Here is a 17,945-nt window from a genome sequence, read left to right on the forward strand (position 1 = left end):
ACCTGCGGCCGCGGGTCGGGCGCGCACGACCGCTCGCCGAGCGCAGCGTGGGGACGCCCGACCCGGGCGCCGTGTCGCTGGCGGCGCTGCTCGCGTCGGTGCGGGGTGCCGGGGCAGGCGAGGCCGGCGTGGTGCCCGGTGCCGCGGGAGCGCAGGACGCCAGCCGGACCGACGAGGAGGGGACGCGATGAGCGTGACAAGGATCGTCGTCGGGGCCGACGACGCGGGGCTCGCGTACAAGGACGCGCTCGCCGACCTGCTGCGGGCCGACCCGCGGGTCGAGGTCGTCGAGGACGTGGGCGTGCACGCCGGCGAGGACACGGCGTACCCGCACGTCGCCGTCGCGGCGGCGCGGCGCGTCGCCGAGGGCGCCGCCGACCGGGCGCTGCTCGTGTGCGGGACGGGCCTCGGCATGGCGATCGCGGCGAACAAGGTGCCGGGGGTGCGCGCCGTGACGGCGCACGACACGTTCTCCGTGCAGCGCTCCGTGCTGTCGAACGACGCGCAGGTGCTGTGCCTGGGGCAGCGCGTCATCGGGCTCGAGCTCGCGAAGGTGCTGGTCCGCGAGTGGCTGGACCACGAGTTCGACACGTCGTCCGCGTCGGCGGCCAAGGTCGACGTCATCCGCGGCTACGAGCGGCCAGGCGACGTCCCGGAGGAGGTCCCGACGCCCGCGGACGGCTGCTGACGCTGCCGCGCCGCGCGTCCGAGGCCGGGGGCGCCCCGGCCGCGGCCCCGTGCGACCATGGTCGTGGGGCCGCGCCCGGTGCGCACCGCGAGGGTCGCGCCGCGACGTGAGCGGCCCCCCGGACGAGGGGCGCCGTACCCGGAGAGCGACAAGACGGCAGCCGCGGAGGTCCACCGTGTCCTGGCTCGTGCTCGTCCTGTCGGGTGTCCTGGAGGCCGTCTGGGCGACCGCCCTCGGTCGTTCCGAGGGGTTCTCGAAGGTCGGCCCGACGGTGCTGTTCGCCGTCGCGCTCCTGCTGTCGATGGGCGGCCTCGCGTACGCGATGCGCGAGCTGCCGACCGGCACCGCCTACGCCGTGTGGGTCGGCATCGGCGCGTCCCTGACCGTGCTCTACGCGATGGTCACGGGCGCCGAGCCGGCGTCCCTGGTGAAGGTGCTGCTCATCCTCGGCATCGTCGGCTGCGTCGTCGGCCTCAAGCTCACGCACTGACGCCACCGACCCACCGCCACCCACCCACCCCGCACCGCTCCCACCCTCACCGCTCCTACCCCGCCGAACGGAATGCCGGTGGCGTTCTCGTCGGCCGGACGCGCACCGGTATTCCGTTCGGCGTCCGGAGGTGGGGTGTGGGTGTGGGTGTGGGTGTGGGGGGTGGGGTGGTCAGGCGGGTGTGGGCTGGTCGGCGAACTGCGTGCGGTAGAGGTCCGCGTAGAGGCCGCCGCGGGCGAGCAGGTCCGCGTGGGTGCCCTGCTCGACGACACGCCCGGCCTCGACGACGACGATGAGGTCGGCCTGCCGGACGGTCGACAGGCGGTGCGCGATCACCAACGACGTGCGCCCGGTGAGCGCCTCGTCGAGGGCGGCCTGGACGGCGGCCTCCGACTCGGAGTCGAGGTGCGCGGTCGCCTCGTCGAGGACGACGACGTCGGGCGCCTTGAGCAGCAGCCGCGCGATCGCGAGGCGCTGGCGCTCGCCGCCGGACAGGCGGTAGCCGCGGTCGCCGACGACGGTCTCGATGCCGTCGGGCAGGGACGCGACGAGGTCCCACACGTGCGCGGCGCGCAGGGCCCGCTCGATGTCGGCGTCGGTGGCGTCCGGGCGGGCGAAGCGCAGGTTGCCCGCGATCGTGTCGTGGAAGAGGTGCGCCTCCTGGCTGACGACGCCGACGGTCGCGCGCAGCGAGTCCGCGGTGACGTCGCGCAGGTCCTGCCCGGCGACCCGGACGGCGCCGCGCGTGGGGTCGTACATGCGCGTGACGAGCTGCGAGATCGTCGTCTTGCCGGCGCCGGACGGGCCGACGAGCGCGACCATCGCGCCCGCGGGCACGGAGAACGTGACGTCGTGCAGCGTGTCGGCGACCGGGTCGTGGCTGAGGGTGGCGACCGACTCCAGGGACGCGAGCGACACCTCGCCGGCCGACGGGTAGCGGAAGCCGACGTGGTCGAGCTCGACGCTCGCGCCGCGCGCGGCGACGGCCGTGCGCAGGTCCGACGCGCCGGGCTTCTCCGCCACGGTCGGCTCGAGGTCGAGCACCTCGAGGACGCGCTCGAACGAGACGAGCGCGGTCATGACGTCGACCTGGACGTTCGACATGGCGGTCAGCGGGCCGTACAGCCGGCCGAGGTAGGCGGCGAGGGCGACGACCACGCCGACGGTCAGCTCGTCGCGGATGGCGAGCAGGCCGCCGAGGCCGTAGACGATCGCGGTCGCGACGGACGCGACGGTCGTCAGGCCGATGCGGAACCACGTCGAGTACAGCGCGCGCTTGACGCCGATGTCCCGCACGCGCGCCGTCTGCTCCGCGTACGCGGCGGACTCGCGCGCCGGGTCGCCGAAGACCTTGACCAGGTGCGCGCCGGCGACGTTGAAGCGCTCGGTCATGGTCTGGGACGCCTCGGCGTCGAGCTCGTAGGACTCGCGCGTGATCGCGGCGATCCTGCGCCCGAACCAGCGGGCGGGCAGCACGAAGACGGGCAGCAGGACGAGCGACAGCAGGGTGAGCTGCCACGACATCGACAGCATCGCGGCCAGCACGAAGGCGACCGTGAGGGAGTTGCTCACGACGTTGGAGAGCGTGGACGTGAACGCCTGCTGGGCGCCGAGCACGTCACCGTTGAGGCGCTGCACGAGCGCGCCGGTGCGGGCGCGGGAGAAGAACGCGAGCGGCATCCGCTGCACGTGGTCGAACACCGCGGTGCGCAGGTCGTGGATGAGGCCTTCGCCGATGCGCGCGGACACCCACCGCTCGGCCACGCCGAGGACGGCGGAGACGACCGCGAGGCCGGCCACCGCGCCGGCGATCCCGACGACGACGCCGGTGTCGCCGCGGGTGATGCCGTCGTCGATGAGCCGCTGGAGCAGCCACGGGGTGAGCGCGCCGGCGCCGGCGCCGAGTGCGATGAGCACGAGGAAGACCGCGAGCTGGGGGCGGTAGGGGCGCGCGAACGCGAGGATGCGGCGCAGCGAGCCGCGCTGCAGGCGCTGGGCCTTGACCGACTGGTCGCGCGTGAAGCCGCGGACGGCGGGGTTGCCGCCTCCGCCGGGCATCGAGGGGGGAGTCATGGGGCCTCCTGGGTCCGGAGGTGCGGGACCGGTGGGCCGCCGCGATTAGTGAGGTTACCTCACCATGAGCGCGATTCACTTCGGTTTCATTCCCGACTAGCCTCGTCCCGTGGACGACGCCCCGCACGACGACGCCCGGCCGGCCCCCGGCGACGCCGCCGCCGGCGTGCGCACGGGCGGACCGACGAGCCCCTCCGAGGAGTTCCTCGAGCTCCTGCACGACGTGCTGCGCAGCGTCCGCCGCGAGGCGTCCGAGCTGCTCGGCCACGAGATGACGCCCGGCCAGCTGCGCCTGCTGCGCACCCTCGACCGCTGCGACCGGCCGCGCCGGCTCGGCGAGCTCGCCGACGTCCTCGACGTCGCGCCCCGGTCCGTCACGTCGAAGGTCGACCAGGCGGAGGAGGACGGCTGGGTGCGGCGCGTCCCCGACCCCGCGGACCGGCGCGCGACCCTCGTGGAGCTCACCGAGGCGGGGCGCGAGCAGCTCGCGCGGCTGTCGGACCGGCGGCAGGAGGGCGCGCGGGCGCGGCTCGACGTGCTGGACCCCGACGAGCAGCAGCAGCTGCTGGGGCTGCTGCGCCGGGTCGTCCGCGGCTGACGACGCGACGCGCCGGCTCAGCCGGGCAGCGGGGTGCGCAGGACGACCGTGCCGACGACCGTCGCCGTGCCGACCAGCGCGCTCGCGGCCTCCCACGCGCGCGCCAGCACCCGGTCGGCGTCGTACCCGAGCGCCGTCAGCGACCCGACGGCCACCGCCGCGCCCACGCCGTACGCCGCGTAGGCCGTCAGCGGCGCGACCAGCAGCCGCTCGCGCCACGAGCCCGTGGTGCCCAGCACCGGGAGCGCGAGGTTGCCGCCGGCGGTCCAGACGTCGTTGAGCAGCGGGGTGCGGCGCCACCAGCGCGGCGGTCGCGGCTCCCACGGCCACAGCAGGGGGACGCCGCTGCCGGTCAGCATGTCGCCCGCGACGTGCACGGCCGCGCCCAGGCCGACGGCCACGGGCAGCCAGTCCCACCCCGTCGGCGCGGCGACGGTGACGAACGTGGCGAGCGCCAGCGCGAGGGTCCAGGCGTGCAGGCGCCGCCGCGCGAGGCCGAGCGCGCGCGCTGCGAACGCCACGAGCAGCAGGGACAGGACCCCCGCGCCGACGGCGAGGTCGCCGAGCCGCTCCGTCGTCGTCGTGACCTGCCCGGCGCCCCACGCGATCGCCGTGAGCACCGCGACGCCCAGGACCGAGTGCGTCCCGTTGCGGTGCCCGCCGGCGAGGCGGCCGACGACGTCGCACACCCACTCGGACACCGGCGGCAGCGAGTGCGCGATCGTCGCGTCGTGGTGGTCGGCGTCGGGGGCGAGCGCCGCGCCCGCGCACACGAGCGTGCCCGCGACCACCCCGAGCGGCGAGACGGGGTACCAGCCGAGCGTGTACGGGGCGGTGGACGCGACGGCGACCCAGGCGGCGGCGCCGCACAGGGCGTGGTGCGCACCCTTCACGAGGCGACCCCCACGCCGCGCTCGTCCGGGCGTCCGCCGCGAACGGGGTACGGCGTGCGCTCGCGGCCGCCGACGCGGACGCGAGACCGCGTTCGCCGTGGACGCGCGCCGGCGCGCGGCCGGGCGTGGCGGGCGTCGGGGCGCACGGGGACCTCCGGTGCAGGTCAGGGGCGTGGGACGTCGCCCACCTCAGCCGTCCGGGCGACGGCCGGTCAAACGTCCGGTGTGTCCGGTCCGGGCGTGTCGCGGCCGCGCCGTGCACGGCCGACGGGCCGACACCGTGCCCGCTCCGCCGGCGCCGCTGCCCACTCACGGGACGAGGCATCGTCGGACCGGCGATCGTGCAGCGTCCGGGTGCCGGAGTGCTGCGCGACCGCCGGTTCGCCGCCGCGCCGTCCCGTCGTCCACCGCCCAGGCGGGGGTGTGACAGCGGTGGAGCGGCCGTGCGGGCGGTGCCAGCATCGGGGGATGAGCGACGCCGTCCCGTCCGCACCCGCCGGCCGTCCGCCGCGGCTGCGTGCCACGTCGATCACCATCAGCACGGCGCGCCCTCACGAGCAGGCGCACTTCTACGCGCGGCTGCTGGGCGGGCGCGTCACCCTCGAGGAGGACGCCGCCCCCGGCGACCCGACGGGCATCACGTGGGCGCAGGTGAAGCCGCCCGCGGGGGAGCCCGGCATGACCATCAACCTGGAGCACGAGCGCGAGTGGACGCCGCCGGTGTGGCCGGCCGCACCGGGCGAGCAGCGGTCCACGCAGCACCTCGACGTGCAGGTCGACGACCTCGAGCCCGCCGTCGCCTGGGCCTTGGAGTGCGGTGCCCGCGAGGCCGACGTGCAGCCCCAGGACGACGTCCGCGTCATGCTCGACCCGGACGGCCACCCGTTCTGCCTGTTCGTCTGACGGGCACCGGCCGGGCGGCGCCGCGCGGCACGGCCGATCCGGCCCCGGGCGCGCCGTTGGGCCCCCGGTACAGCTCGCTGCCCGGGTCGAGCACCTCGACGACGTCCCGCACGTCCGGGTGCAGGACGCGGGCGAGGCACGCGGCGTGCGCCGCGAGCTGCTGCTCGCGCTGCCGAGCCCGCGGTGCGGCGGACCGGCTGATGACCACGACGGCGCACGGGTCGAGGCCGCCGCGCTCGACCCCGTCACCGCAGAACGCGCACATCCACCCGAGACCCACGCCGGGAGTCTTCACCCCGCGCGCCGCGCGACGACACCGCCGTCCGTGCTCGCGGGACGTCACGATGGACGCCCTGCGTCGACCACTCGTCCGACGGGAGATCCATGACCATCGATCGCCGACCGAGCCGGCGCGCCGTCCTCCAGGCGGGGGCGCTCGCGCTGCTGGCCGCCGCGTGCAGCCGCCCGCGTGACGACGCGACCCCGCCGGCGTCCACGACCGGCACGACGTCCACGCCGACGACGTCCGCCGCGCCCACCGCGCCTCGCCTCGACCTCACGGCCGCGCTCGCGGATATCGAGGCGCGGCACGGCGTGCGGCTCGGCGTGCACGCCGTCGACACGACGACGGGCGCGACCACCGGTCACCGGGCGGACGAGCGGTTCGCGTTCTGCTCCACGGTCAAGCCGCTCGCGGCGGCGGCCGTGCTGGCCGCCCGCGGGGTGGCCAGCCTGGACGAGGCGGTGCCCGTCGCCGCCGACGACCTCGTCGACTTCTCGCCGGTCGCAGGGGAGCGGGTGGGCGGGACGATGACGTGGCGCGAGCTCGGCGACGCGGCCGTCCGCTTCAGCGACAACACCGCCGGCAACCTGCTGCTGCGCGGCGCCGGCGGGCCGGAGGGGCTCACTGCCTGGCTGCAGGGCCTCGGCGACGACGTCACGCGCAGCGACCGGTGGGAGCCGGAGCTCAACGCGTTCGTCCCCGGTGACGACCGGGACACCAGCACGCCGCGCGCGCTCGCGGGGACGTACCGCGCGCTCGTCGTCGGCGACGCCCTGGGTGCGCCCGAGCGCGACGTCCTCATCGACTGGCTGGTCCGCAACACCACCGGCGACGCGCTGGTCCGCGCCGCCGCGCGACCCGGCTGGACGGTCGGCGACAAGACGGGCGCCGGCGCGTACGCGACCCGCAACGACGTCGCGGTCGTCTGGCCGGGCCCCGTGGGGACGCCCGACGGCGCGCCGGTCGTCCTCGCGCTGCTGTCCGACCAGCCGTCGCCGGACGCGGAGCGCACGGACGCCCCGCTCGCGGAGGCCGCACGGGTGGTGCTCGACGCGCTCGTCGCGGCGCGGACCGGCTGACGCGGGAGGTCGCACCGCGCCGACGTCCGCCCGCGCCGACGTCCGCCCGCGCCGACGTAGGGCCGCCCCGCTAGCGTCGGCACCGGACACCCACCCGGAAGGATGCCGCGATGGCGCTGCTGACCTGCCACTTCTTCTCCGAGGCTCTCGAGCTGAGCACGAGCGTGACGGTCCTCATGCCGGAGGCGGCGCGCGGCCAGATCGGCATGGGCGGCTCGCAGCTGAGCGGCCCGCCGCCCGTGCTGTACCTGCTGCACGGCCTGTCCGACGACGAGACGATCTGGCTGCGCCGCACGTCGATCGAGCGGTACGTCGCGGAGCGGGGGATCGCGGTCGTGATGCCCCGGGTGGCGCGGTCGTTCTACACCGACGAGGCGCACGGCGGCCGGTACTGGACGTACCTGTCGGAGGAGCTGCCGCGGGTGGTGCAGCACCTGTTCCGGGTCTCGGACCGGCGCGAGGACACGTTCGTCGCGGGCCTGTCGATGGGCGGGTACGGGGCGTTCAAGTGGGCGCTGCGGCAGCCGGAGCGGTTCGCGGCGGCGGCCAGCCTGTCGGGGGCGCTGGTCGTGGGCGGTCCGCGCGCGGCGGAGCTGCACGTCCGGGTGCCGCACGTGTGGGCGGGCGCCGACCCGGCGGGCACCGACGACGACCTGCTCACGCTGCTCGACCGCGCGGACCCCGCGGCCCTGCCGGCGCTGTACGCGACGTGCGGCTCGCAGGACTTCCTGCTCGAGGCGCAGCACGTGTTCGTCGAGCACGCGACGGCCCGCGGCGTACCGGTCGACGCGCACGTCCACCCGGGCGACCACGACTGGGCGTACTGGGACGAGCACGTCCGCGACGTCCTCGACTGGCTGCCGGTGCGCACGCGCTGACCTGCGCCGTCGCCCGGACGCGCGCCACCGCCGGGGCGGCCGTCCCGGGCGCCTGGACGCGGGTACGGCGTGGACGGACCTTGACGTCCCGCCCGCTTCGCGTATGTTAGGCCCGCCTTACTGAGGCAGACCTCACTACGTGCGTCCCGGCAGCGGGACGTGCCCGCCGCAGGGGAGTTCCACGCGTGCCCGAGCTGCTGTCCGCCGCCACCGCCGACGCCTACGTCGACGCGATGCGCGGCACCGTCGACCGGGTCGCGTCCCGGTTCCGCACCACCACCCAGCCCTTCTCCGGCGCGAGCCGCGAGCACCTGCAGGCGCTCGTCGACGCGGTCGACCTCGACGCGCCCGGCCGCGGCACGGCCGCCGCGATGCGCGAGGTCGACGAGCTGTTCGCGCAGCACGCCGTGTGGTTCCACGACCCCGCGTACACCGCGCACCTCAACTGCCCGGTCGCGGTCCCGGCGGTCGCCGCGGAGGCCGTCATCGCGGCGGTGAACGCGAGCGTCGACACCTACGACCAGTCGACGGTCGGCACGCTCATGGAGCGCCGCCTCGTCGCGTGGACCGCGGGCCGCATCGGCTTCCTCGCCGGGGGCGGCATCTTCACCTCGGGCGGCACGCAGTCGAACCTCCAGGCGCTTTTGCTGGCGCGCGAGCACGCGCTGGCCACCGCGCCCGGCGTCGGCATCCGCGAGCTCGTCGTCCTCGCGACGGCCTCCAGCCACTTCTCGGTGCAGAAGTCCGCGCGCCTGCTCGGCCTCGCCCCGGACGCGGTCCGGCTGGTCCCCGTCGACGAGCAGGGCCGCATGCGTCCGGACGCCCTCGCGATCGCCCTGCGCCACGTCGAGCAGGACGGCCGCCTCGCGATGGCCGTCGTCGCGACCGCCGGCACGACCGACCGCGGCTGCGTCGACCCGCTCGCCGCGATCGCCGACGCGTGCGACGCCGCCGACGTGTGGCTGCACGTCGACGCCGCCTACGGGTGCGGTCTCCTCGTCAGCCGCACGCGCCGCCACCTGCTCGACGGCATCGAGCGCGCCCGCTCGGTCACGGTCGACTTCCACAAGGCGTTCTTCCAGCCGGTGTCGTCGTCCGCGCTGGTCGTGCGGCACGCCGTCGACCTGCGGCTCGTCGCGCACCACGCCGACTACCTCAACCCCGCGGGCGAGGAGGAGCCGAACCAGGTCGACGTCTCGCTGCAGACCACGCGCCGGTTCGACGCCCTCAAGCTCTGGGCGACGCTGCGCGCGCTCGGCGCCGACGGCATCGGCGACATGGTCGACGCGACCATCGACCTCGCCGCGGCCGTGCACCGGGTCGTCGACGCCGACCCGGACCTGCGCCTGCTCTCGCCGACCGACCTCTCGACGGTCATGTTCCGCTACCAGCCGGACGGGCTCGACGACGCACGCGCCGACGCCCTCGTCGCGCAGGTGCGGCGCGTGCTGTTCGACTCGGGCCGCGCGCTCGTCGCCCGAACGACCGTCGACGGCCGCCCGTGCCTCAAGCTGACGCTGCTCAACCCCGACACGACGGTCGCGGACGTGCGCCGCGTGCTCGAGCTGGTCCGGCAGGCCGCGGCCGCGCTCGTCGAGGGCGACGACCTGGTCGCCGCCGACGCGGCGGTGGCGCGGTGAGCGGGGTGGATGCGGCGAGCCCGACGGACGGCACGCCCCGCGTCGCCCCCGACGCCCCCGTGCGCGACGTCGTCGGCGTCGGCATCGGCCCGTTCAACCTCGGCCTCGCCGCGCTCGCGGCCCCGCTCGACCTGGACACGGTCTTCCTCGACCGCGCCGACGAGTTCCGCTGGCACCCGGGGATGATGCTCGAGGACGCCACCATCCAGGTCCCGTTCCTCGCCGACCTGGTGACGATGGCCGACCCGACCAGCCCGTACTCGTTCCTCGCGTGGCTCAAGGCGACGGGCCGGCTGTACGCGTTCTACATCCGCGAGAGCTTCTACCCGCTGCGCGCCGAGTACGACGCGTACTGCCGCTGGGTGGCGGGGCAGCTGCCGTCGCTGCGGTGGGGGCGCACGGTGACGGCGGTCGAGGTCGACCCGCACGACGACGACCTCTACGTCGTGCACGCGCGCCGCGCCGACGGCGGCACCGAGTCGCACCGGACGCGGCACGTCGTGCTGGGCGTCGGCACGCAGCCGGTCGTCCCGGCGGCGCTGCGCGGGCTGGACGGGCCGGTCGTGCACTCGTCCGACTACCTGCCGCACCGCGACCGGCTGCGCGCCGCGGCGTCCGTGACGGTGGTCGGGTCGGGCCAGTCGGCGGCGGAGATCTACCGCGACCTGCTGGAGACGACGGGACCGGGCGGGCAGCGGCTGGACTGGGTGACGCGCTCGCCCCGGTTCTTCCCGATGGAGTACACGAAGCTGACGCTCGAGATGACGTCGCCCGAGTACACCGACCACTTCCACGCCCTGCCCACCGACGTCCGCGACCGCCTGACGCGCGAGCAGCGCGGCCTGTACAAGGGCATCAGCGCGGACCTCGTCGACGACATCTACGACGCGCTGTACCGGCGCAGCGCCACCGGCCCCGTGCCGACGACGCTCCTCACGGACACCGAGGTGCTCGGCGCGGCGTGGGACGGCGAGCGGTACACGCTGCGGCTGCGGCACGCGCAGCTCGGCGTCCAGCACGAGCGCACCACCGAGGCGCTCGTGCTGGCGACCGGGTACGCGGCGCAGGTGCCGGACGTCGTCCTCGGCATCGCGCACCGGCTCGCGTGGGACGAGCGCGGGCGGCTCGACGTCGCGCGCGACTACTCGGTCGACGGCGGGCGCGGCCGGGTGTTCGTGCAGAACGGCGAGGAGCACACGCACGGGCTCACCGCGCCGGACCTCGGCTTCGGCGCGTGGCGCTCGTCCGCGATCCTCGCGGCCGTGTGCGGGCGCGAGGTCTACCCGCGCGAGCAGCGGATCGCGTTCCAGGAGTTCGGCGTGCCGACGGGGACGCACCCGGCGCCCGCGGGGACGGTCCGGCCCGTCGCGCCGGCCGGCGAGGCGGCCCGGTGACGGGCTGGCGCTCGCAGGCCACCGAGCCGCTGTCGGCCGCGACGGTCCGCGACGAGGCGTGGCGGCGCATCGGCCCCGTCCGGCTCGACCGCGTCGTCCCCGAGCGCGACGCCCTCGTGCTGCACCACTGGCTGACGCACCCCGCGTCGGCGTTCTGGCAGATGACGGACCTCGGCCTCGACGAGGTGCTCGCGTACGAGCGGCGCCTCGCGGGCTCGACGGACGAGCACGCGTGGATCGGCCGCGTCGCCGGCCGCCCGGCGTTCATGGTCGAGACGTACGACCCGTCGCGCGTGCTGCTCAAGGGCGTGTACCGCGCCCGCACGGGTGACGTCGGCATGCACCTGCTCGTCGCCCCGCCCGAGGGCCCGCGCCTGCACGGCCTCACCGACGCGGTCATGGCCGCGACGATGCGCTTCTGCTTCGGCACGCTGCGCGCCCAGCGCGTCGTCGTCGAGCCGGACGTGCGCAACACCGCCATCGCCGCCAAGAACGCCGCCGCGGGCTTCCGCGTCGTGCGCGAGGTCGACCTGCCCGGCAAGCGCGCGGCGCTGTCCGTGTGCACGCGCGACGACTTCGCCGCGAGCCGGCTCGGCGCCACCGCCACCCACGAGGATCCCCGATGACGCTCACCGACCTGCCGCCCGCCGCCGTCGGCGGCCCGGCGCGTCCGCCGCACCCCGCCGACCACCTCACGCCCGAGCACCTCGCGGCGGCGCAGCGGCACCTCGTCGCCAAGGCGCTCGCGGAGTTCGCGCACGAGCGGCTGCTGGCGCCGTCGCTCGACCGGTCGGCGCCCGCGGGGCCGGGGGAGGACCGCGCGTACGTCGTGGCGCTCGACGCCCCCGGCGGCGGCCGGGCCGTCTACCGGTTCCGCGCCCGCCGGCTCGCGCTCGAGCACTGGGCGGTCGACCGCGCGTCGCTGACGCGCTCGCTCGACGGCGCCGACGCCCCGCTCGACGTCCTCGACCTCGTGCTGGAGCTGCAGCCCCTGCTCCGGATCCCGGACGACCTGCTGGCGCTGTACCTCGAGGAGCTGTCGTCGACGCTGGCGTCGGCCGCGTACCGACGGGCCCACCCGGCGCCGACGTCCGACGAGCTGCTGCACGCCGACCTGGCGACGGTCGAGCAGGCGATGACCGAGGGCCACCCGTCGTTCGTCGCGAACAACGGGCGGATCGGCTACGGGGTCGCGGAGCACGACGCCTACAGCCCTGAGGCGGGCCGGCCCGTCCGGCTCGTGTGGCTCGCGGCGCGCCGAGCCGTCAGCCACGTCGCCACGGGCGCCGGGCTGACCGAGGACGCGCTGTACCGGCACGAGCTCGACGCGGCGACGCGCGCCCGGTTCGAGGCCCGGCTGCGCGACCTCGGCCTCGACCCCGCCGACTACCGGTACCTGCCCGTGCACCCGTGGCAGTGGGAGCACCGCGTCGCGGTGACGTTCGCGCCGGACGTCGCCCGCCGCGACCTCGTCCTGCTGGGCGAGTCCGACGACGAGTACCGCGCGCAGCAGTCGGTGCGGACGTTCCTCAACGCGAGCCGGCCCGACCGGCACTACGTGAAGACCGCCGTCGCGATCCAGAACATGGGCTTCCTGCGCGGCCTCAGCCCGGCGTACATGCGCGCCACGCCGGCCATCAACGACTGGGTCGCCGACCTCGTCGACACCGACCCGGAGCTCGCCGCGGGCGGGGTGCGCGTGCTGCGGGAGCGCGCGTCGATCGGCTACACGGGCGACGTCTACCACCGCACGCCGCGGCCCAACGCGCACCGCAAGATGCTCGCCGCGCTGTGGCGCGAGCAGCCGCACACCCTGCTCGCGCCGGGGCAGCGCGCGACGACGATGGCGGCGCTCCTGCACCGCGACGCCGCCGGCGACGCGTTCGCCACGGCGGCGGTGCGGGCGTCCGGGCTCGACCCCGCCGACTGGCTGCGCGCCTACCTGCGCGTCTACCTGCGCCCGCTCGTGCACTGCCTGCGCGCGCACGACCTCGCGTTCATGCCGCACGGCGAGAACGTCATCCTGGTCTGGCAGGACCACGTGCCGGTCGGGGCGTTCCTCAAGGACATCGGCGAGGAGGTCGCGGTCCTCTCCGACCGCCCGCTGCCGCCCGAGGTCGAGCGCATCCGCGCCGTCGTCGACGACGACGAGAAGGCCCTGGCGATCTTCACCGACGTGCTCGACGGCGTGCTGCGGCACCTCGCCGCGGTGCTCGTCACCGACGGCGTGCTCACCGAGGGCACGTTCTGGGGCGTCGTCGCCGAGACGATCGACGGGCACCTCGCCGACCACCCCGACCTGCCGTCGGGCGTCGACCTGCGCGCGCCGCGGTTCGCGCACTCGTGCCTCAACCGGCTGCAGCTGCGCAACACGCTGCAGATGGTCGACCTGGCCGACCAGTCGTCGTCGCTCATCTATGCCGGGACGCTGGCGAACCCGGTGGCGCGGGGAGCGGTCGCCGGCGCGCCCGTCGACGAGACTGCCTGACGTGGGGTTCGAGGTCTTCCGCGACGCGCTCGGCGTGCCGCACGTGCGCGCGTCCGACGAGCGCGCCCTGGCGTACGGCCAGGGCTGGGTGACCGCGCGCGACCGCACGTGGCAGGTGCAGACGGACCGGTGGCGCGCCGAGGGGCGCCTCGCCGAGCACGTCGGCGAGGCGGGCGTCGCCTGGGACGTCGTCGCGCACCGCCTGCGCCTGCCGGACACCGCGCAGCGCGCCTACGCCGCGCTCGGCGACGACGACCGCGCGTGGGTCGACGCGTACACGGCCGGCGTGAACGCCGGGCTGGCGTCGGCCGGGCGGCCCGCCGAGGTCGAGGAGCTCGACCGCGTCCTCGGCGGCGCGACGCCGGACGACCCGTGGCCCGCGTGGGCGCCGCTCGGGGTCTTCCTCGTCGACCACGCGCTGTTCTCGACGTTCCCGCGCGTGCTGTGGCACGACCACGTCGTGCGGGCGGCGCGGGAGTCCGGGCACCCCGGGCTCGCCGCGGTCGACCCGCTCGACCTCGTGCGGCTGTTCGACCCCGCGTCCGACGGGCCCACCAGCGGGTCCAACGCGTGGGCGCTGCACGGGTCGCGCACGGCGTCGGGGGCACCGCTGCTCGCGGGCGACCCGCACCGCGTCCTCGAGCTGCCCGGCGTCTACCAGCAGATCCGCCTCGCGTGCCCCGAGTACGACGTGCTCGGGCTCGCGTTCCCCGGCGTGCCGGGCCTGCCGCACTTCGGCCACGCGGGCACCGCGGCGTGGGGCATCACGAACGCGGTCGCGCACGCCGCGGAGGTGTTCCGCGAGCGCCTGCGCCGGGCCGAGGCCGGTGCCTGGGAGGCCCTCGGGCCCGACGGCTGGGAGCCCGTCGAGCGGACCGCCGCGCACGTGCGCGTGCGGGGCGGCGAGCCGCTGACGGTCGACGTGCTGGAGACGGCGCGGGGTCCCGTCGTCGTGCGGGGGATGACCGTCGACGGCGCCGACGGGCTCGACGCCGACGGACCCGGCTCCGCGCCGGCCGGTGCCGGGGTCGCCGCGGGCGGTCCCGGGCCCGGCGAGCGCGGCGGCGAGCGCGGGTCCGAGCTCGCCCCCGAGCGCGGCGGCGAGGCCACGGCCGGTGACGCGGCACCCGAGGACGCGCTCGCCGACGGCGTGCTCGCGTCCTCCGGCGCCGCGACGGGTGACGGCACCGACCAGGACGACGTCGCCACCGGTGCCCTGCCGCGCGTCGGGGCGGAGGAGGCGCGGTCCGTGCGGATGCAGCCGCGCGTCGACGCCGACCTCGGCTTTGCGTGCCTGCGCCCGCTGCTGCGCGCGCGCACCGCGCACGACGTCGCCGCCGCGCTCGCGGGCTGGGTCGACCCGGTCAACCGGGTCGTCGCCGCCGACGCGGACGGCACCGTGCTGTCGTTCGACGCGGGTCGGGTCGCCGACCGCCACCCCGACGACCGCCTGCTGCCCCTGCGCGCGTGGGACCCGGCGCACGCGCCGCGGGCGTGGCGCACGCTCGGCGAGCCGCGCGTCGTCACCGACGCGGTGGCCGACGCGAACGAGTGGCCGTCGACGCCCGAGCGCGACCACGGCAGCGTCTACGCGCCCGACCGCGCCGCCCGGCTGCGCGCGCTGCTCGCCGAGCGCGCCGACCGACCGCTCGGCCCGGGCGACATGGTCGAGATCCACGGGGACACCCACTGGGCCGGTGCGGGACGCCTGCTCCGGCACGTCGCCGGCGTCGACGGCCTCACGCCGGCGGCCGCCGCCGTGCGCGACCGCCTGCTCGCGTGGGACCTGCACATGGACGCGGAGTCGCCCGAGGCCGCCCTGCTGGCCGACCTGCGCGGCGCGCTCACCGCGCGGCTCGTCGAGGAGCCCGCGATCGCCGCGCTCGGTGCACCGCACGGCGCCGGGCCCGCGTTCGACGCGTGGTTCGGCGTGCGCGGGCGGGTCGGTCAGGCGCTCGCCGCTCTGCTCGACCGGGCCGACCTCGGCATCGACGGGCCGGCGCACGTGCGCGCGGCGCTGGAGGAGGTCGCGGCGCGGGCCGTCGACGGCGACACGTGGGGCGCGCGGCACACCGTGCTGCCCGCGCACGTGCTCGCCGAGGTGCCCGGCGCGAGCGTGCCGGCCGTGCCCGCCCTGCCGCTCGGCGGCGACCAGGACACGCTGCGCTGCACGGGCACCGTCCCCGGCGTCACCGACCGCGCGTACCGCGGGTCCGTCGCGCGCTGGGTGTGGGACCTGGGCGACCGCGGCCGCAGCCGGTGGGGCGTGCCCTTCGGCACGAGCGGCGACCCCCGCAGCCCGCACTTCGCCGACCAGCACGCGCCGTGGGCGGCGGCCGCCACGGTCGAGGTGGTCACCGCGTGGGACCGCCTGACGCCCGAGCCGCTGCCCGCGGGGGTGGGCGCGTGAGCGCCGGGCGCGAGCCGGTCGGCGCGGTGGGGACCGTCGGCGCGGCGCCCGGGGCGACGCGCGGGCTGACGACGGCGTGGGCCGGGCTGGCCGGCGGCACCGTCGTCGACGAGCGCACGGTCGACGGGCTGGGCGTCGTGACGACGTCGGTCCTTGACCTCGACGCGGACCTGCCGACCCTGCACGCGTGGTGCACCGCGCGGGGCACCGAGTTCTGGGGGCTGGGGCACCTGTCCGCGGACGAGCTGCGGGAGACGTACGCGTTCGTCGACGGGCTCGACCACCACCACGCGCTGCTCGCCCGCGTGGACGGCGTCCCGGTCGCGCTCGCGCAGGTCTACGAGCCGGCGCTCGACCCGGTCGGCGAGGTCTACGACGTGCTCCCGGGCGACCTGGGCGTGCACGTGCTGGTGGGCCACCGCCCGCCCGGGCAGGGTGCGGGCTTCTCGCAGCGGCTGCTGCTCGCGCTCGTGCGCGTGGCGGTGGGGGCCACGGGCGCCACGCGGATCGTCGGCGAGCCGGACGCACGCAACACCGCGATGCTCCGCCGCGCGGAGCTGCTCGGCGCCGTCCTGGGCCCGGAGGTCGACCTGCCGACCAAGCGCGCCCGCCTCACGTTCCTCCAGGTCCCCCCGCCCTGACCCCCGCCCCACGGTCGACTGCGGTAGATGCGTCACGAGTGCGGGTGTTGCTCCTACCGCGCTCGTGCCGCATGGACCGCGCTCGCGTGAGGGTCAGGCGGTCGTCACGAGCAGGGCGGCCGTCGACGCCACCACCACCGGGGCCGCCAGCAGCAGGCCCTGGCGCACGATCACGCCGGCGCTCACGTGCAGGAACAAGGCCCGGCACCGCTGCCACCACAGCACGGTCGCGAGCGAGCCCCACGGCGTGAGGACCGCGCCCGCGCCCGTGCCGATGAGCAGGGCCGCCAGCCGCAGCGGGTCGCCGGCCGCGGCGGGCTCGAGCGCCAGGTACGCGGGCAGGTTGTTGACGGCGTTCGACGCGAGGGCGGCCGTGCCGGCCAGGCGCAGCAGCTCGCCGAACCCGTTCCCGTCCCCGGCCGCGCCGGCCGCGAGCTCCGCACCGCCGTGCACCCGCAGCGTCTCGACGACCACGAACAGCCCCGCGACCACCAGCAGCGTGCGCCATGGCACCAGGTCGGGCAGGGGTGCGGGCCACGGCCGGCGACGCAGCACGGTCGCGACCGCGAGCACGACCGCCGCCACGCCGGCGGCCGGCGCCGGCTCGACGCCCAGCACGAACGCGCCCGCCATGAGCGCCGTCACCACGGCGGCGACGACGAGCAGCGGCCCGTCGGGTGCGGGAGGGGCCGGCGCCGCGACGTACCGGCCACGCAGCGCGACCCGGTCGCGCACCCCGAGCAGCACGACGGTGACGACGACCGCCGTGACCGCGGGCGCGGCCATGAGCGTCAGGTAGTCCGCGCCGGTCGCGCGCAGCGCCCGGTCGGCGAGCAGGTTCGTCAGGTTGGAGACGGGCAGCACCAGCGACGCCGTGTTGGCGAGCGCGACCACCACGAGCGCGAACCGCAGCGGGTCCGAGCCGGTGCGCCGCGCGAGCGCCACGACGACGGGCGTGAGCAGCACGGCCGTCGTGTCGAGGGAGAGCACCGCGGTCGAGACGGTCGCGAGGGCCACGACGAGCAGCCACAGCGCCCAGCGTCGCCCGCGCGCCAGCCGCGACGTCACGCCGGCGGCCGCCTCGAACAGGCCGGCGCCCGCGCACAGCTCGGCCACCACGGTCAGGGCGAGCAGGAACAGCAGCACCGGTCCGGTGCGCTCGGCGAGGTCGCGCGCAGCCGGTGCGGGCAGCAGCCCGGTCACGACGAGCGCGGCTGCCACGACGGTGGCGACGATCCACCAGGGGACCCGTCGCACGCCTCGCACACGCGGACGCTACGTCATGCGCGGCGGGCTCGACCGCGTCCTCGAGCACCCCGCACTCGAACCACGGCCCTCGACCGCGCAACGAGGCTCTGGATCGCCGTACCGCGTATCAGAACCCGTCCCTCTCGGTCCGTACTGTCAAGCAGGTCTGGGCGGCTCGTGCACGAGAATGCTCATCTCGCTGAGGCACGGAGCCTTCGCGCCACCCACTCCGATGGCGA

General features: G+C 76.5%; 17 protein-coding genes and 1 riboswitch. Of the genes, 13 read left to right on the forward strand and 4 right to left on the reverse strand.

From position 1 onward, the window contains the following. The 3 genes from AB6N23_RS07805 to AB6N23_RS07815 form a co-directional block, all read left to right on the forward strand. A partial coding sequence (locus AB6N23_RS07805) for a DAK2 domain-containing protein (protein WP_412865533.1) occupies positions 1–191 on the forward strand: 191 nt, incomplete at its 5' end. Further along, on the forward strand, positions 188–688 hold the full coding sequence (locus AB6N23_RS07810; protein WP_412865534.1) for a ribose-5-phosphate isomerase: 501 nt from the start codon (positions 188–190) through the stop codon (positions 686–688). The genes AB6N23_RS07805 and AB6N23_RS07810, both read left to right, overlap by 4 nt. Before the next feature lie 93 nt (positions 689–781). Next, positions 782–852: riboswitch (guanidine-III (ykkC-III) riboswitch) on the forward strand. A gap of 11 nt (positions 853–863) precedes the next feature. Beyond that, complete coding sequence (locus AB6N23_RS07815) at positions 864–1,178, forward strand: DMT family transporter (RefSeq protein WP_412865535.1); 315 nt, start codon at positions 864–866, stop codon at positions 1,176–1,178. Positions 1,179–1,349: 171 nt separating this feature from the next. Here the strand turns inward: AB6N23_RS07815 and AB6N23_RS07820 are convergent, their stop codons facing one another. Then, complete coding sequence (locus AB6N23_RS07820; RefSeq protein ID WP_412865536.1) at positions 1,350–3,251, reverse strand: ABC transporter ATP-binding protein; 1,902 nt, start codon at positions 3,249–3,251, stop codon at positions 1,350–1,352. A 109-nt stretch (positions 3,252–3,360) separates the two neighbouring features. Between AB6N23_RS07820 and AB6N23_RS07825 the strand changes: the two genes are divergently transcribed. Then, entirely contained in the window at positions 3,361–3,849 is a 489-nt protein-coding gene (locus tag AB6N23_RS07825; RefSeq protein WP_412865537.1) for a MarR family winged helix-turn-helix transcriptional regulator, read from the forward strand. Between the two features lie 17 nt (positions 3,850–3,866). On the opposite strand, the gene AB6N23_RS07830 is transcribed toward AB6N23_RS07825, so the two are convergent. Beyond that, on the reverse strand, positions 3,867–4,742 hold the full coding sequence (locus AB6N23_RS07830; protein WP_412865538.1) for a metal-dependent hydrolase: 876 nt from the start codon (positions 4,740–4,742) through the stop codon (positions 3,867–3,869). A 468-nt stretch (positions 4,743–5,210) separates the two neighbouring features. Here AB6N23_RS07830 and AB6N23_RS07835 point away from each other — a divergent pair, with 468 nt between their 5' ends. Then, a complete protein-coding gene (locus AB6N23_RS07835) occupies positions 5,211–5,645 on the forward strand; it encodes a VOC family protein (RefSeq protein WP_412865539.1) in 435 nt (144 codons plus the stop codon). Here AB6N23_RS07835 and AB6N23_RS07840 read toward each other — a convergent pair. Further along, on the reverse strand, positions 5,602–5,925 hold the full coding sequence (locus AB6N23_RS07840) for a hypothetical protein (protein WP_412865540.1): 324 nt from the start codon (positions 5,923–5,925) through the stop codon (positions 5,602–5,604). The genes AB6N23_RS07835 and AB6N23_RS07840 overlap by 44 nt on opposite strands. A gap of 104 nt (positions 5,926–6,029) precedes the next feature. On the opposite strand from AB6N23_RS07840, the gene bla reads away from it, so the two are divergent. The 8 genes from bla (at position 6,030) to AB6N23_RS07880 (ending at position 16,458) form a co-directional block, all read left to right on the forward strand. Further along, positions 6,030–7,007 carry a class A beta-lactamase gene (gene bla, locus AB6N23_RS07845; protein WP_412865541.1) on the forward strand — a complete coding sequence of 326 codons (978 nt, stop codon included), beginning with the start codon at positions 6,030–6,032 and terminating at the stop codon, positions 7,005–7,007. A 110-nt stretch (positions 7,008–7,117) separates the two neighbouring features. Then, positions 7,118–7,885 (forward strand): alpha/beta hydrolase, encoded by a 768-nt coding sequence (locus tag AB6N23_RS07850; RefSeq protein WP_412865542.1) that lies wholly within the window; start codon positions 7,118–7,120, stop codon positions 7,883–7,885. 185 nt (positions 7,886–8,070) lie between these two features. After that, on the forward strand, positions 8,071–9,525 hold the full coding sequence (locus AB6N23_RS07855) for a pyridoxal phosphate-dependent decarboxylase family protein (RefSeq protein ID WP_412865543.1): 1,455 nt from the start codon (positions 8,071–8,073) through the stop codon (positions 9,523–9,525). 5 nt (positions 9,526–9,530) lie between these two features. After that, entirely contained in the window at positions 9,531–10,919 is a 1,389-nt protein-coding gene (locus AB6N23_RS07860) for a lysine N(6)-hydroxylase/L-ornithine N(5)-oxygenase family protein (RefSeq protein WP_412865560.1), read from the forward strand. Further along, positions 10,916–11,545 (forward strand): GNAT family N-acetyltransferase, encoded by a 630-nt coding sequence (locus AB6N23_RS07865; protein WP_412865544.1) that lies wholly within the window; start codon positions 10,916–10,918, stop codon positions 11,543–11,545. The genes AB6N23_RS07860 and AB6N23_RS07865 overlap by 4 nt, the downstream gene beginning before the upstream one ends. Continuing rightward, positions 11,542–13,407 (forward strand): IucA/IucC family protein, encoded by a 1,866-nt coding sequence (locus AB6N23_RS07870; RefSeq protein ID WP_412865545.1) that lies wholly within the window; start codon positions 11,542–11,544, stop codon positions 13,405–13,407. Before AB6N23_RS07865 ends, AB6N23_RS07870 begins: the two co-directional genes overlap by 4 nt. A gap of 1 nt (position 13,408) precedes the next feature. Then, a complete protein-coding gene (locus AB6N23_RS07875) occupies positions 13,409–15,817 on the forward strand; it encodes a penicillin acylase family protein (protein ID WP_412865546.1) in 2,409 nt (802 codons plus the stop codon). Then, complete coding sequence (locus tag AB6N23_RS07880) at positions 15,814–16,458, forward strand: GNAT family N-acetyltransferase (protein WP_412865547.1); 645 nt, start codon at positions 15,814–15,816, stop codon at positions 16,456–16,458. The genes AB6N23_RS07875 and AB6N23_RS07880 overlap by 4 nt, the downstream gene beginning before the upstream one ends. 93 nt (positions 16,459–16,551) lie before the next feature. Here AB6N23_RS07880 and AB6N23_RS07885 read toward each other — a convergent pair whose 3' ends face one another. Beyond that, on the reverse strand, positions 16,552–17,715 hold the full coding sequence (locus AB6N23_RS07885) for an SLC13 family permease (RefSeq protein ID WP_412865548.1): 1,164 nt from the start codon (positions 17,713–17,715) through the stop codon (positions 16,552–16,554). Positions 17,716–17,945: the final 230 nt, after the last annotated feature.

The sequence above is a fragment of the Cellulomonas pasadenensis genome, from assembly GCF_047229365.1.
Lineage (GTDB): Bacteria > Actinomycetota > Actinomycetes > Actinomycetales > Cellulomonadaceae > Cellulomonas.

Bases quoted from the DNA above. Each gene is read 5' to 3' on its own strand.
- AB6N23_RS07810 (WP_412865534.1), top strand. From the start codon at position 188: ATGAGCGTGACAAGGATCGTCGTCGGGGCCGACGACGCGGGGCTCGCG.
- AB6N23_RS07820 (WP_412865536.1), bottom strand. From the start codon at position 3,251: ATGACTCCCCCCTCGATGCCCGGCGGAGGCGGCAACCCCGCCGTCCGC.
- AB6N23_RS07835 (WP_412865539.1), top strand. From the start codon at position 5,211: ATGAGCGACGCCGTCCCGTCCGCACCCGCCGGCCGTCCGCCGCGGCTG.
- bla (WP_412865541.1), top strand. From the start codon at position 6,030: ATGACCATCGATCGCCGACCGAGCCGGCGCGCCGTCCTCCAGGCGGGG.
- AB6N23_RS07850 (WP_412865542.1), top strand. From the start codon at position 7,118: ATGGCGCTGCTGACCTGCCACTTCTTCTCCGAGGCTCTCGAGCTGAGC.
- AB6N23_RS07870 (WP_412865545.1), top strand. From the start codon at position 11,542: ATGACGCTCACCGACCTGCCGCCCGCCGCCGTCGGCGGCCCGGCGCGT.